Origin of the sequence: Lysinibacillus sp. NPDC056959 (genome assembly GCF_042674095.1) — a bacterium.
In the GTDB taxonomy this organism is placed as follows: Bacteria; Bacillota; Bacilli; order Bacillales_A; family Planococcaceae; genus Lysinibacillus; species Lysinibacillus zambalensis.
This window is the reverse complement of record NZ_JBHURE010000006.1, coordinates 186,973-200,438: the sequence shown is the minus strand read 5'-3', so window position 1 is coordinate 200,438 and position 13,466 is coordinate 186,973. Positions and strand designations below refer to the sequence as shown.

14 protein-coding genes are annotated in these 13,466 nt (G+C 35.1%); 3 read left to right on the top strand and 11 right to left on the bottom strand.

The annotated features are described in order from the left end of the window. Positions 1-377: 377 nt before the first annotated feature. The 8 genes from ACFTQ7_RS10175 to ACFTQ7_RS10140 form a co-directional block, all read right to left on the bottom strand. Positions 378-2,081 (bottom strand): putative bifunctional diguanylate cyclase/phosphodiesterase, encoded by a 1,704-nt coding sequence (locus ACFTQ7_RS10175; RefSeq protein ID WP_386828425.1) that lies wholly within the window; start codon positions 2,079-2,081, stop codon positions 378-380. Between the two features lie 382 nt (positions 2,082-2,463). After that, positions 2,464-2,634 carry a transcriptional regulator gene (locus ACFTQ7_RS10170; protein ID WP_079562331.1) on the bottom strand — a complete coding sequence of 57 codons (171 nt, stop codon included), beginning with the start codon at positions 2,632-2,634 and terminating at the stop codon, positions 2,464-2,466. A gap of 470 nt (positions 2,635-3,104) precedes the next feature. Beyond that, positions 3,105-3,254: a hypothetical protein gene (locus ACFTQ7_RS10165; protein ID WP_004230023.1), complete on the bottom strand. Its 150-nt coding sequence runs from the start codon at positions 3,252-3,254 to the stop codon at positions 3,105-3,107. Positions 3,255-3,442: 188 nt separating this feature from the next. Beyond that, positions 3,443-3,973, bottom strand: coding sequence for a hypothetical protein (locus ACFTQ7_RS10160; protein WP_386828421.1), 531 nt, complete (start codon positions 3,971-3,973; stop codon positions 3,443-3,445). Positions 3,974-4,403: 430 nt separating this feature from the next. Continuing rightward, positions 4,404-4,910 carry a DinB family protein gene (locus tag ACFTQ7_RS10155; RefSeq protein WP_386828419.1) on the bottom strand — a complete coding sequence of 169 codons (507 nt, stop codon included), beginning with the start codon at positions 4,908-4,910 and terminating at the stop codon, positions 4,404-4,406. A 78-nt stretch (positions 4,911-4,988) separates the two neighbouring features. Further along, positions 4,989-5,168, bottom strand: a complete 180-nt coding sequence (locus tag ACFTQ7_RS10150) for a hypothetical protein (RefSeq protein ID WP_386828417.1) — start codon at positions 5,166-5,168, stop codon at positions 4,989-4,991. A 328-nt stretch (positions 5,169-5,496) separates the two neighbouring features. Continuing rightward, positions 5,497-6,474: a tyrosine recombinase XerC gene (locus ACFTQ7_RS10145; RefSeq protein WP_386828416.1), complete on the bottom strand. Its 978-nt coding sequence runs from the start codon at positions 6,472-6,474 to the stop codon at positions 5,497-5,499. A gap of 403 nt (positions 6,475-6,877) precedes the next feature. Continuing rightward, positions 6,878-7,291 carry a hypothetical protein gene (locus ACFTQ7_RS10140; RefSeq protein ID WP_386828414.1) on the bottom strand — a complete coding sequence of 138 codons (414 nt, stop codon included), beginning with the start codon at positions 7,289-7,291 and terminating at the stop codon, positions 6,878-6,880. A gap of 173 nt (positions 7,292-7,464) precedes the next feature. Between ACFTQ7_RS10140 and ACFTQ7_RS10135 the strand changes: the two genes are divergently transcribed. From ACFTQ7_RS10135 to ACFTQ7_RS10125, 3 genes are all read left to right on the top strand, one after another. Continuing rightward, the gene (locus ACFTQ7_RS10135; protein WP_386828412.1) at positions 7,465-8,955 is read left to right on the top strand and encodes a circularly permuted type 2 ATP-grasp protein; all 1,491 of its coding nucleotides are present in this window, start codon (positions 7,465-7,467) and stop codon (positions 8,953-8,955) included. Further along, positions 8,909-9,874, top strand: coding sequence for an alpha-E domain-containing protein (locus tag ACFTQ7_RS10130; RefSeq protein ID WP_386828411.1), 966 nt, complete (start codon positions 8,909-8,911; stop codon positions 9,872-9,874). Before ACFTQ7_RS10135 ends, ACFTQ7_RS10130 begins: the two co-directional genes overlap by 47 nt. Before the next feature lie 61 nt (positions 9,875-9,935). Further along, positions 9,936-10,790, top strand: coding sequence for a transglutaminase family protein (locus ACFTQ7_RS10125; protein WP_386828410.1), 855 nt, complete (start codon positions 9,936-9,938; stop codon positions 10,788-10,790). A 159-nt stretch (positions 10,791-10,949) separates the two neighbouring features. On the opposite strand, the gene bioF is transcribed toward ACFTQ7_RS10125, so the two are convergent. Genes bioF through ACFTQ7_RS10110 form a run of 3 tightly spaced genes read right to left on the bottom strand, consistent with a single transcriptional unit; the run spans position 10,950 to position 13,338 of the window. Then, positions 10,950-12,119 (bottom strand): 8-amino-7-oxononanoate synthase, encoded by a 1,170-nt coding sequence (gene bioF, locus ACFTQ7_RS10120; protein WP_386828409.1) that lies wholly within the window; start codon positions 12,117-12,119, stop codon positions 10,950-10,952. A 3-nt stretch (positions 12,120-12,122) separates the two neighbouring features. Beyond that, complete coding sequence (bioW, locus tag ACFTQ7_RS10115; protein ID WP_386828408.1) at positions 12,123-12,854, bottom strand: 6-carboxyhexanoate--CoA ligase; 732 nt, start codon at positions 12,852-12,854, stop codon at positions 12,123-12,125. After that, the gene (locus ACFTQ7_RS10110; RefSeq protein ID WP_386828407.1) at positions 12,835-13,338 is read right to left on the bottom strand and encodes a hypothetical protein; all 504 of its coding nucleotides are present in this window, start codon (positions 13,336-13,338) and stop codon (positions 12,835-12,837) included. The genes bioW and ACFTQ7_RS10110 overlap by 20 nt, the downstream gene beginning before the upstream one ends. Between the last annotated feature and the right edge of the window lie 128 nt (positions 13,339-13,466).

Below are 13,466 nucleotides of genomic sequence, written 5' to 3'. Positions count from 1 at the left end.
ATTATTTTTCGGGAAATATCTGAAAATTGCCATTGCTTTTCGTACTAAAGATCTCTTTCAATAGTAAAGGATTTTCACCATTTGATTTGGGATACACCTTTTGGAAAATCGTTAATTTTCTTGATTAATTGCGATATAGCCAAAAGGAATGCCTTGTAGCTTTCGTTTAAAGCTGTTTTCAATTTCAATTGCTTCTAATGCTGTTATACAATACGAGCAGTATCCCATTATGTTTTAGAAGAAATCATTTATAAACTTCCAGGATACCCCCAGTTCATTTTTTATCCGGCTGTTAAAACTGTACTTCCACGATAGAAAATCATCTCTAAACAATTGAAGGATCTTGTCCAAATTAATGACAAGATCCTTTCTAACGACTAACTATTACTCTCAACTATCAACTGCGTAAAGTCATCTACCGATAGTGGCTTACTGAAATAATAGCCTTGTACGTACTCGCAGCCATGTTCACGCAGCACTTTTAATTCAGCTTCTTCCTCGACGCCTTCAGCTACTACTTGAAGATTTAGGGCATGTGCTAGAGAGATCATAGCTGAAATCATGGCAATGCCTGATTTTTCAGGTAAAATATCACGGACGAATGCCCGATCTATTTTTAAAACATCTACGGGAAATGATTTTAAGTAATTGAGTGATGAGTAACCCGTTCCGAAATCATCTAATGAAATCGTAATACCAAGTGCTCTTAATTGATTAATAGTATTGAGCAAGTCTTCAGTATAATCCAACATACTCATTTCTGTAATTTCAATTTCTAATAAGTGTGGATCGATTTTAGTTTCTGACATAATTTCGCGTACCATTTCGACAAAGCCTGTCGTACTAATATGAATCGGAGAAATGTTTACGGCAACACGTAAGTTTAAATTATGTACCTCGTTCCAAGCGCGTGCTTGGGCGGATGCTTTTCTTAACACCCATACCCCTATATCATTTATAAGCCCACATTCCTCAGCAAATGGAATAAAGTGATCCGGAGGTATATGCCCAAGTACAGGATCATGCCAACGAAGTAAAGCCTCCATACCAATCATTGTATTTGTTTTTAAATCAATCTTTGGTTGATAATGTAATTCTAAAATATCTTTTTTTAACGCTTGATGTAATTTTGTTTCAAGTAATAGCCATTTATCATTGACTTCATCCATATTTGGACGATATAAGCGATATTGATTACCACGGGAAGATTTCGCAGCATACATTGCGATATCTGCATTTTTCAATAATTCCTCTACAGAGTTTGCATGGTCTGGAAAAATACTAATTCCAACACTAATACTTGCGTAAAATTCATACGTATTCACAATAAAACTCTCATTAAAGACGCTAATTATTTCCTCAGCCTTCTCTTCAATACGTTCAACATCGTTTAGTATAATTACAAATTCATCACTATTGTGGCGGTAGATAGAATTCGATGTGTAATCAATGTTGCGTAGGCGATGCGCCATTTCCACTAAGAACAGATCCCCGATGATATGACCAAGTCCATCGTTAATGTTTTTAAAACGATTTACATCAATAAAAAATAACGCAAACTTCTCACCTGTACGTCGAGATTGATGAAATTCATTTTCTAAACGTTGCTCTAACTTACGACGATTTGGTAGCCCTGTTAATTCATCGTGATAGGCAATATGAGTAATCTTTTTGATATCTTTTTGTGCAGTTATGTCGACTCGAATAGCAATATATTGATATGGTTTACCATTGTCATCAAGAAAAGGAAAAATCGTCGTCTTCACCCAGTATAGACTACCGTCCTTTGCGCGATTACATACCTCGCCATTCCACATGTCACCTTTACCTATCGTTTTCCACATTTCTCTAAAGAAAGATCGTGGATGGTAACCTGAATTCAGTAAACGGTGATCTTGCCCTAATAATTCTTCACGTGTATATTTAGAAATTTTGCAAAAATGATCATTAACAAACGTAATTTTCCCAGTTCGGTCTGTGATTGCCACAATGATTGAACTATTCATTGCAGAAAAAATATCTTGCAATTCTTTCAGACTATAGTTAACTTGATTAATACTACTAGGCGTGATATTCATCATTTACATTCTCCGTTCATTAGAAGGGTTTGGTACTTTTGCTTTATAAAATGCGGGGTATAAAGTTATGGGATATCGCCCTTTATTATGTAATTACATTATAGTATTAGAAAAGCAGTTAATTCAACCCAAATATTCAAACGTTTAAATCTATATTACAATGATTTTTGTTAGAACAGACTCAAAAAAAGGTCTTTTAACTCATTTAATACGCTTGTTTTGGAATACACTAAGTACCTTAGTCTATTTATATGTTATGTTTAGCCTATTTATCTTCCAACTGAATGATTGTTCTGTATTTTTAGATACTTGAATAATTACTTCATTTATGATAGTTACCAAAAATACCTTACTGTCATAACTAGGCAGTAAGGTATTTTATAAGCTAAGAGACTTCATATTCTATTGGACCTCCCAATGTTTTGGCTCGTTCATTGTAGGCATCAAGTTGCTCCTGAGATAAGTTCAACATATAATAGTGAAAATTAATGGGCTCTAAACCGTGTTTCTCACATACTTGTCGGTAAAAATCATAGCCTTCGCGATATTTTGTCATCGTAATACTTCCTTCCATTTGTGGAACTTCATAATAATAGTCTAATTGTTCTTGTGATAATTGATTTACTTAAAAATGGGAATTGATGGGCTCTAAATCAAATTGTTCACAATCCTTTCAATCAAATTCGCCTTGGCGTAATTGAGTCTGAATTTTGAATTGTGAGCGTACAATTCCTTCCTTTGAAAATCAGTGACATCACATCTTCAAAGGTGAATGTCTTCTACTGAATAATGATAAAATTTCGTATCCAGTTTAATATTGAGAAATTCTCATCTTTCTTTTCTTGTTATACAACAGATTAATTATTTTTTAATAATATATAACAGTTTCTTTACTATGTCAATGAATTGTCTGATATTTCTTTCAAATAGTTGAAAGCCCAGTCCATTATAGTTAGTATGGCTGGGCTTTTCATAAAATATTCACGTCGGCGTCCGTTATAATCACATCCTTTAATCTTAAACCTTTTAAATACCTAGTTGTTTTGCTTGCATATTATAAGCTGAAAGTTGCTGCTGTGATAACTGTAGCACATAATAGCGGAAAGAAATTGGCTCTAAACCATAACGCTCACACATCTCACAATAAAACTCATAACCATCACGATACTTTGACATTTGAATTCCTCCTAAAATTAAACTGTTTTATAACAGTTGTTATTATTTTTTATTAATATATAACAGATGATTCATTTCGTCAAGCTTTACAATTTAAAAATATCCTTGAAGTATTAATTTAATGAAATAATAAAAGCCATTGTTTTGAAAAAGATTAATCAAAACAATGGCTCTCTTTATTTCGAATATTATACTTCAGGAAGTATCTCTACCTTTACTTTTAGTTTGATATCTACTGGATGCTCTTCCTCTATTACTCGGTAAGTTATGACATAAGCTCCTTTGGGAAATCCTTTAAATAGCTTTTCAAAACTTTCGTTACCGTTTAAAATACCATTTGCAATTTTTTCTTCTTTATCTACATTTTGAATTTTGTAATAAAACCTTTTCGTTCCAGTATTTGATACGGACACTCTAAATGGAAAATCTTCCTCATAAGTAAAATATGATTTACTTCCACCTAGAGGAGCCGCTACCTCTTCATATATTTTAATAGGACGAGAACCTATTGATTCATCGCCTTTTTCCGTATTGGTGATATCTACGACAACAGGTTTATCGTCTTTCTCCTTATGTTTGCTATCCAAAACAACAGGGTCTTTTTTTACAGCCTCTGAAGTTTCATTTTTAGAGGGTACTTCTGTTTTAGATGAAAATGTAGTACACCCAGATAAGAGTATAATAGAAGTGCATATAATAATTAACTTATAAATTCTCATAACTTCTCCTAACTGAAAATAGTAAATAATGATAATTATACCATTAATCAAAAAAAGAAGGGAAGGCTCTCTGTCCTTACTTTCTTTTTGTGACTTGTTTCCTTCTTTAGAACTTCAAAAAAGCCCAATTTCTCAATATTAATATCGAGAAATTGGACCATTCACCATAAATTTTTCAATAATCGGAAGATCATTTTAGGGATAAATATTAAAATGTTCCAAATTATTTCTGATACGATTGAATTTTTAATTGCTATAATAAATTCTTTAATATAATATCGAGTTTTGCTTTTTTTCATTCTTTTTATTAATTCTTTAATATAATATCGAGTTTTGCTTTTTTTCATTCTTTTTATTAATTCTTTAATATAATTTCGAGCTTTGCTTTTTTTCATTCTTTGTATTTAGTCTCCTAGAAGTTCATTAGTGCTCAACTTTGATGAATGTTTTTTATTTCTTTTATTTGTTCAATATGTCGTTGTTCATGAATAGAAACTAGTTCTACCCATTGATCGAGGGGTAAATCGCCAAGAAAAGGATGTTTATAGGATTTTTCTGCTAATAAAGATGGATCTTCAATTGTATCAAGGAATGCTGTAAATTTACCTCTCGATTCGTCAAGTAACTCAATAATTTGCTGAACTGTAAAAAAGTCTTCAGCTGGAACAACAAATTCTGGCGCTGGGACTTTCTTTGTTCTATCTGCGATAATATGAATATTTTTACGTCCCGCTTGCTTACTATTTTCTTGTTTTAATGCCCATGCAATCAATCTTATGAAAGATGCCTCCGTTAAAGTTAAATGATGGCAAACCTGTGCTATACTCCAACTGTTTGCATCAGGCTTAGCGTTGAATTGAGTATCACTTAATAATTTGATCTCCTCTACTAAGTTATTTCTTGTTTCACATAGTTGGTCGTTAATTAATTGACTCATATGATATCTCCTCCACTAAGTGTTTTTTACTCCCTTTTCTGTATATGTTTTATATGATGTGAAGTATTCTATATTTGTTTATATCAGTATTCGTTTTCCGTTCTTTGCAGATTTTCGAACTGCATCTAACAATCGATGTAGTTTGACAGCGTCATTAAAATCCAGAATATGTCTTGTACACTCAAATATATCTTTTGCCAACAACGTATACGCTTGATTCACATAGCTTATAGCGTCATTATTTAGTTTTGATGGCATTTTTAGTTCTTCATATAAAACATCTTTAGAATTAAACAAATTAGTAGGGTGTATCATTTTTTCTTCAATGATAAGATGACCAAATTGGACATGGCCATAGGAATTTTTTTGTGTTAAGCGAAATGCACCCTTTTCTCCCCTGATTTCTAATTGAAAAGCCAGATAAACTCCGCCTTGGATATGTATAGATGCTGAAGTATTACGGCAATCGAAAGACAGTTTATTGAGCTAACAAACTCTATTGATGAAATGGAAGCTAACAACAGATAATTGTGCCAAAAAGCCGATTCCTACAAGTAAGCATAATCGGCTTTTTTAGTTGCCTATTTTATTCAATGAATTGCTCTCTACTACGAACAATATTGAATGGATTGTTTTCGAGTACATGTTGCAGCTCTTCATTTTCAATATGTGTATAGATTTGTGTTGTTGCCACACTTGAGTGCCCCAGTATGTGCTGAAGACTTCGAATATCCGCTCCTGATTTATACATCATTGTTGCGGATGTATGACGTAACTTATGTGGTGTCAGTCGTTCTTTTTGAAGTCCAGATTGTTGATTAATTCGTTTAACGATTTTAGCGACGGTTTGACGAGTAAATCGTGTTCCTTTTTGTGAGATGAAAAGGGGCTCCTCTCCCTCACCTTTAAATGTTGTTTTCCCGCTATTTTCATAGTCTGCAAGTGCCTGTACACAGCTATCATTCAGATAAACAGTCCGTTCTTTATTCCCTTTCCCAACAACTGTTAAGTAGCGCCCTTGTATGGATGACTTATTTAGCTGGCAAAGCTCTGTCACACGAATTCCTAAATTCAAGAAAAACATCATCATACAATAGTTTCTTGGTGAAGCTCGATTTGGCTGGATCCCGTCGATAAATTGCGTCGCTTCCTCGATATTCATATAGATTGGTCTTTTCCGTCCTATTTTTGGTGTTTCTAATTCATCTGCCGGATTTTCCTCTACAAGGCGACGTTTCCCTTTCAAGTATTTAAAGAATGACTTCAACGTTGCTACTTTACGCGCTCTTGCTGATGCAGAATTTCCACGCTGTACCTCGCAATATTCCATAAATAAATATAGATCTTCTAAGGTCATCTCACGAATTTCTTCTATTGAAATAGTAGAAATATCTATTTTCGTTAAATCTGATAGTTCATGTTCATTCTGAATGGCTATGTAAAAACGGAAGAATAATGTCAAATCATATTCATATTCTTTTCTAGTACGTTGAGACTTCCCTTTAATCGTTGTTAAATAAACTAGGAAATCTCTCATTATTTTTGGTAGCTTAGGCTTTTCCATAAAATCACCTCTATTTGCTCTATTTTACCACGAAAAAAAGTTCCCAAATATAAATTTGGGAACTTTTTAATGAAATAAATGATATTTTTTAACAAAAGGAACAAGTGTTCTTTTCTTAATCGACAAAAAAGATGATTTCCTTATAGAAAGAAAATCACCTTTTTTTAAAAGTTTTTTAGAAGTTTTCACTTTTTAGGCATAAATCACAAAAAAAATGAATATTTAAATCTAGTGGACTAAATGAACTATGCGCTGTGAGATGATTCGAAAAATGAAAAGATGGGTAACTATACATGTCGATTTCTCTCATAACGCGCGTGGGATTATTTGGATTTTATCAATTCCAGGCGCATTTTTTACCTGTAAGGCAGTGAAGCGTCCATTACGCCAGGACTACATCCGTTTACGAAATAAAGATGCTATATGTCCCACCTACTTGTTTTGTTAAAGACCAATTTGTTGATAGCATACGTTGAAGCTTCTCGATTGTTTCCTCATTACAAGTTAAATGTTGGATTCCTGTTTCTAATAATTGATAATCCTTACCTTCTTCTAATTGGAAGCGAAGATACAGTAGACGTTGAATGCCTGGCAAAGTTACATATTTGATACGGTAGTTACCATGCAAAGCGTCCAAAAATAATTGTTCCCCTTCTTGAAAAAGTGCCATTGTTTCGGAAAATTCATAGTTTGGTACTTTTTCCTGCCAAACTGATAAATCCCCTGTTTGCAATGTACGCACAATCTCCTTATTAGTAAAATCTAATTTCGAAAGCTTGTCTAACTCATAAGCTTGCATTAAATTAATGATTGTCATTTTTACTAGCTCCTTTTATGTATTTATCTACATTTCTCTAAAAATGATGAGATGAATGCGGATGTGGTTCCTTTTCAATTGGTACCCATTTACTACAATTACGCCAAGGCGAAATTGATTCATATTTAGTGTAACACGTTTTCTCTACTACTTAAATTCGGAGGGCGATCCATATGATGAAGTTTTACGAATCTGGTTTGTTTTTTGATGAAATGTTAGATGGCAATCAACCGAAGCCTCATTATCGGTCTTTCCACCATAAGCTCAATGCATTCACAAAGGACCAATTAGAGGAAAAATATCAGCAAGCACAATCTAGATTCCTTAAACAAGGCATTACATTTACCGTATATGGAGCACAAGGTGGAACAGAAAGGACAATGCCCTTTGATTTTATACCTATTATTATTCCAAATGAACAGTGGCAAGAAATAGAAGCTGGGATGAAGCAACGTGTAAAAGCGTTAAATTGCTTTCTACATGATGTTTACAATGAACAATCTATTTTTGAGGATGGGCTTATTCCGAGAGAGCTCATTGAAAACAATCCGTATTATTATAAAGAAATGCTTGGTGTAAAAGTACCTATCGATAATCATATTTTTTTAGCTGGTATCGATTTGATTCGTGATGAAAATGGTGTTTATTACGTGTTAGAAGATAATTTACGCAATCCTTCAGGTATTTCCTATGTTTTTCAAAATCGATCTGTGATGAAGGAAGTGTATCCTGAATTTTTCTCTAAACATACGATCCAGTCACTCGATAAACAAATGGCCTTTATGAAGAAGGCACTCCTTGCTCATCGGCCACCTTGTATGGAGCCGAATAGAGAACCTAAAGCTGTCCTTTTAACAGCTGGCATGTATAATTCGGCCTATTACGATCATGTTTTTTTAGCACAACAGCTCAATATTCAGCTTGTTGAAGGCCGTGATTTGGTAGTCCGAGATGATAAGGTGTACATGAAGACTATCTACGGTCTAGAACAAATCGATATTATTTATCGTCGAATTGATGATGATTTCCTAGATCCTGTTGTTTTTCGTGAGGATTCTTTACTCGGGGTTCCGCATATTATGGAGGCTTATAAAGCTGGAAATATTGCTATATTAAATGCAGTTGGTAACGGTGTTGCTGATGATAAGGCGATGTATGCCTATGTACCGGATATGATTCGTTACTATTTGAATGAGGAACCTATTTTACGTAATGTGAAAACTTATCACCTAGCTGATCATCGTCAATTAGCTTGGGTTCTTGAGCATATAAGAGAACTTGTTATAAAAAATGTTAGTGCCTCTGGTGGCTATGATATGCTTATTGGTCCGCATGCGAGTGATGAAGAAATCGCTATTTATAAAGAAAAAATTATGGAAAACCCACATCAATACATTGCACAGCCAACGATTAGTTTATCTAGAGCACCAGCTTTTCAGGATGGAAGATTTTATCCTTGTCATGTTGATTTACGTGTATATGTGATGAAGGGTAAAGATATTTATGTGCTTCCTGGCGGTTTATCACGTGTAGCATTAAAAGAAGGATCTTTAGTCGTAAATTCTTCACAAGGTGGAGGAGCAAAAGATACGTGGATATTAAAGGAGGAATTGCAATATGCTAAGTCGAGTAGCCGATGCACTATACTGGATGGCACGATATAGTGAACGATCACAATCGAATGCACATATATTACAAGTACAGCTGTTGAATATGTTGGAGCAATCTGGCAATGAAAATGAATACATCGATCATTGGGAAGCGGTGTTGAATATTTGCGCCTCGAAGGAAGAATACTTGACCTTATATGAGTCGATTCGAGTTAATCCACTTATCGAATATCTACTCTTTTCTACTAATAACTGTAACGCTCTTCATGCTACTTTATGTGCCGTTAGAGAAAATGCGCGTGTAACTCGAGATAGCATTCCCATTGAGCTTTGGGAATTGCAAAATGACTTTTATTTATCCTTACAGCAAGAACTATTGGAACGTGAAAGACCTATTCCACTTATCGTTCTTAACTCTTTTTTACAAAATGTTCGTAAAACTTCATTAACGGTGACAGGGCTTATCGAAGGTTCGATGAATCGAGATGTACCGTTTTATTTCATACAAGTTGGAAAATGGTTAGAGCGTGCAGAAAAAACGATTCGTATGGCTTTAATTATACTGGAGCAACATAAGGAGATAGCTATCTCCTTAGTAGAAGCGGACGGTTCGTTTTTACTCGATTTATCAGAGGCGACGGAGTCTTATTTACAAAAGCATCGCCAAACTAACTTACTATGTGTGCTCCAATATTTATTACAAGATAAGCATTTTCCACGTTCAGTGATGTTTTGCTTACAAAAATTAGAGGAAGCATTTATTTGTTTAGAAAACGATCCTCTTTCTGCTAGATTTTTAGAGCTACATGCTCCATTAGATAATTTATTGTTTGCTATCATGAATGTAGATGTTTGGAATAGTACATTAGAAGAAACAATTTTATTAATGGAGGAAAAATTGTGTCAATGTATTGATTTAGGCAATACATTTTCAACAATATATCATTTATATGAACCCAGCGTACAACCTTGAAAGGAATCAACGACAGCTCCCTATCAACAAGCAAGTCAGTAATTCAAAGGAAGCGGACACTATGAAATTTGAAATTCAACATACTAATATTTTTCAATATGAGTCTGAAGTCGATCAAAGCTTAAATACAATCCGCTTAAAGCCAAGAGGCGATGAGCGTCAGCGCTTATTATCCTATCGCATTGCCATTACACCTTCATCTTTAACACGGGAGCATACAGATATATGGGGCAATACAGTTGGCACTTTTTATATACCAGAGCAGCATCAAGAACTAGAAATTCAAACAACCTCTATTGTCAGCATTCAACGTGCACCATTCATTCATCGTATTCAATATTCACCAGAGATGCAGACGATTTTTCACTCGCAATTGTTTTATGAGCATTATTTGCCCTATATAAAGTTTACACAATTTACGTATATGACAGAAAATCAGTTAGAGGAAGTTTATCATGCCATTGGTCATGCTGAAAATCCTGTACTATTTTCATTAAATTTAATGCAATATTTATACTCGACTTTTGAATACGATCCGGGTGCAACCGATGTGACAACTACGGCAAGTGAAGCCTTCGCCCTGAAGCGAGGTGTTTGTCAGGATTTCACACATGTCATGCTGGCTGTGCTAAGAGCTAAAGGAATTCCAGCGCGCTATGTGAGCGGTTATTTATATGTGGACGAAAACTCTGCCTTGATCGGAGATATTGCAACCCATGCTTGGGTAGAAGTCATGATACCGGGAATCGGCTGGATTGGTCTAGATCCAACTAATAATGTTGAAGTATTAGAACATCACATTATTTTATGCATTGGCCGTGATTATTCCGATATAAGCCCTGTTGAAGGTGTTTATTCAGGTGGAAAGCACAATTTAACAGTTAAAGTGAGTGTCAAAGCATTGAGTCATTTGTGACAAATAACGGTAATGGTTTAAATTAAACCCCTTGATTTTTCTATCCTAAGTAGAAGAATCAGGGGGTTTTGTTATGAACTATTGATTTGAAAACGGAAAATCTCAGTAATCCAACTATTATTTACATATTTTCAACATTATTAAGTGTTATAAGACTTTTTATACAATACCCATTTCTTTTCCTATTTTCTTCATTTTATTTAAAACTGTATTGAGCTGCTCCATTGTATGTGTAGCCATCACTGTAATCCGCAATCGGCTTGACCCTTTTGGCACAGTTGGTGGTCGAATCGCTGGAATAAAGACACCTTCATCCATAAGTTTCTCAGAAAATTGCACAGCTTCATGGGAATCACCAATAAGAAGCGTTATAATTGGTGTTTCCCCCTCATTAACTACAAAACCGGATTCCTCCAATTTCAAACGTAAATACGTAGCATTATTCAGCAATTGTTCCCTTCGTTCGGGCTCATTTTGAATAATGGATATCCCTTCTCGCGCGGCTTCAATCGCACTTGGAGATAAACCTGTTTGGAAAATAAATGATCTAGCATTATTTAGTAAATAGTTCTTTGCAATTGCTGACGTCGCCACAAAACCACCCTCTGCACCAATCGCTTTACTCAACGTGCCCACTGTAAAATCAATCTGATCTTTCAACCCAAAATAATCAGCAGTACCACGACCATCAGTTCCTAAGACACCTGTCACATGCGCATCATCAATCATTATGTAAGCATTGTATTCCTTTGCTAGCGCAACGATTTCGGGAAGTGGAGCAATATCACCATCCATACTAAAGACGCCATCCGTCACAATTAACTTCTTTCCATCTCCACGTGATTGCTTCAATTTATGCTCTAAATCCACCATATCAGCATGTTCATAAACAATTGTTTTTGCTTGACTGAGGCGACAACCATCTATAATACTCGCATGATTCCAGGCATCAGAAAATATAATATCACCTGCCTTCATCACACTCGAAATCACGCCAATGTTCGCTAAATAACCACTGCTGAAAACAATGGCAGCTTCAGTTTTTTTCAAATCGGCAATTTCAGATTCAAGCTGTTCATGAATATCGAAATTTCCAGTTGTTAATCTCGAACCACCAGCTCCTGTACCATATTTACTAATACCTTCCGATGCTTTCTTTTTCAACCGAGAATCTGTTGCAAGGCCTAAATAGTTATTAGATGAAAAAAGCAAGAATTTCTTACCACTTATGATTACCTCGCTCTCATTGCCATTTGAAAACGAACGTAACTTCCTTGTCAATCCTTTCTCTTCTATTAATTGTAGTTCCCGTTGAAACCAATGATCCATTTTTTAATCCCTCCTAATGAGAACCGGTACGCTTTCTAAATAGTTTATAAAAGATTCTAGTTCAACTTCATCAGACACAAAATAAACACGACCTCCACTTTCACAGCCATCCCTTTTTAACGGAGTAATTCTGACATAGCCAATGCCACGATTACTTACATATCCAGTCACGTAATCTGGATCATCAGACCAACATAATTCTGCAATTGTAAACGGAGAATTTGCCACTTTCGACGCCAGAGCCAACGCTTCACCTACACGCTCATTAAGGTCTCCATCATCATCTTGCCAATCGATTCGTGATACACGCACACCCTTTTGTCCTCGATCGTCAAGCCGTAAGCCAGTTTTACTATTTAGGATGATTGCCCCACGAAGATTTTGATACCTACTAAGTTGATGAAAAGCAACATCCAGTGCATGCTCTGAAACACCTAATGAGGTTAGTATCTTTCTTGCTTCACTACGTGCCTTTTCGATTGAAGCCTCCTCAACTGTTGAAATTTCTAATGGTGATATATACTGTATCTGATCAGGCGCAATTTTTTCAACGGTAATTTGAATAAAGTCAGCATCGCCACGTGAATGATTACTTGCTTTCTTCAATAACTGTTTTACAATTGGCTCTATCTGAGATTTACTACCTATCCGTTCACCACCAGATATATGCTTTTCCCCTAGTTCAGGACTTCTTTCAGCCGCACGCATTCGAATGCTATAACACGCTTTTAACATGATGATTACCTACTACTTTCTTATTAATTGTATGTAACATTTTCGTTATGGGATAGACACTAACAGCTGTGATTACCATCCCTGGAATAGCCACAGCTAATAACGGTAAAAATGGAGTCCCTAACGTATAAGCCAAACCAAATCTAGCAATCGTTGTTCCAATTGGGCCTGCCAAAACGAGTACTGGAATTGAAGTCCCAAATGAAACAATGAGTAGGCCTACAGTCAATCGGAAAATCAATGCGATCTCCACATTTAAGATCGAGTGTATCCCTAGTAAAAATAAGATTAAACTTGCAATAATCCCCGCTAGAAAATACCGCTTAAACCCAAATACCGCTGCAATCGCAACTGCTATGGGTGCTGATAATTGAAATTCAGACCCAGGAATACCTGTTGGAATTTTAAACATGCCTGTAATGATAATAAGACATGCTAGCAATGAAATCTGAGCAAGATCATAAGTAGAAAACTTTCGGGTCATTTTTTTCCTCCATCTTACTTTTTAAATTAACATGTAATAACTTTATGTAATTTCCTCCTATTCTTAATTTGCGTTAACTTATTTTTATATTAAGTTAACGCAAATTAAGGTTGAAAAGTAGATAAAAT

Excerpts from the sequence above, each read along its gene's own strand:
- ACFTQ7_RS10135 (WP_386828412.1), top strand. The coding sequence starts at position 7,465 with ATGATGAAGTTTTACGAATCTGGTTTGTTTTTTGATGAAATGTTAGAT.
- ACFTQ7_RS10160 (WP_386828421.1), bottom strand. The coding sequence starts at position 3,973 with ATGAGAATTTATAAGTTAATTATTATATGCACTTCTATTATACTCTTA.
- ACFTQ7_RS10130 (WP_386828411.1), top strand. The coding sequence starts at position 8,909 with ATGCTAAGTCGAGTAGCCGATGCACTATACTGGATGGCACGATATAGT.
- ACFTQ7_RS10175 (WP_386828425.1), bottom strand. The coding sequence starts at position 2,081 with ATGATGAATATCACGCCTAGTAGTATTAATCAAGTTAACTATAGTCTG.
- ACFTQ7_RS10170 (WP_079562331.1), bottom strand. The coding sequence starts at position 2,634 with ATGACAAAATATCGCGAAGGCTATGATTTTTACCGACAAGTATGTGAG.
- bioW (WP_386828408.1), bottom strand. The coding sequence starts at position 12,854 with ATGTTAAAAGCGTGTTATAGCATTCGAATGCGTGCGGCTGAAAGAAGT.
- bioF (WP_386828409.1), bottom strand. The coding sequence starts at position 12,119 with ATGGATCATTGGTTTCAACGGGAACTACAATTAATAGAAGAGAAAGGA.
- ACFTQ7_RS10145 (WP_386828416.1), bottom strand. The coding sequence starts at position 6,474 with ATGGAAAAGCCTAAGCTACCAAAAATAATGAGAGATTTCCTAGTTTAT.
- ACFTQ7_RS10140 (WP_386828414.1), bottom strand. The coding sequence starts at position 7,291 with ATGACAATCATTAATTTAATGCAAGCTTATGAGTTAGACAAGCTTTCG.
- ACFTQ7_RS10150 (WP_386828417.1), bottom strand. The coding sequence starts at position 5,168 with ATGCCATCAAAACTAAATAATGACGCTATAAGCTATGTGAATCAAGCG.
- ACFTQ7_RS10155 (WP_386828419.1), bottom strand. The coding sequence starts at position 4,910 with ATGAGTCAATTAATTAACGACCAACTATGTGAAACAAGAAATAACTTA.
- ACFTQ7_RS10110 (WP_386828407.1), bottom strand. The coding sequence starts at position 13,338 with ATGACCCGAAAGTTTTCTACTTATGATCTTGCTCAGATTTCATTGCTA.
- ACFTQ7_RS10125 (WP_386828410.1), top strand. The coding sequence starts at position 9,936 with ATGAAATTTGAAATTCAACATACTAATATTTTTCAATATGAGTCTGAA.
- ACFTQ7_RS10165 (WP_004230023.1), bottom strand. The coding sequence starts at position 3,254 with ATGTCAAAGTATCGTGATGGTTATGAGTTTTATTGTGAGATGTGTGAG.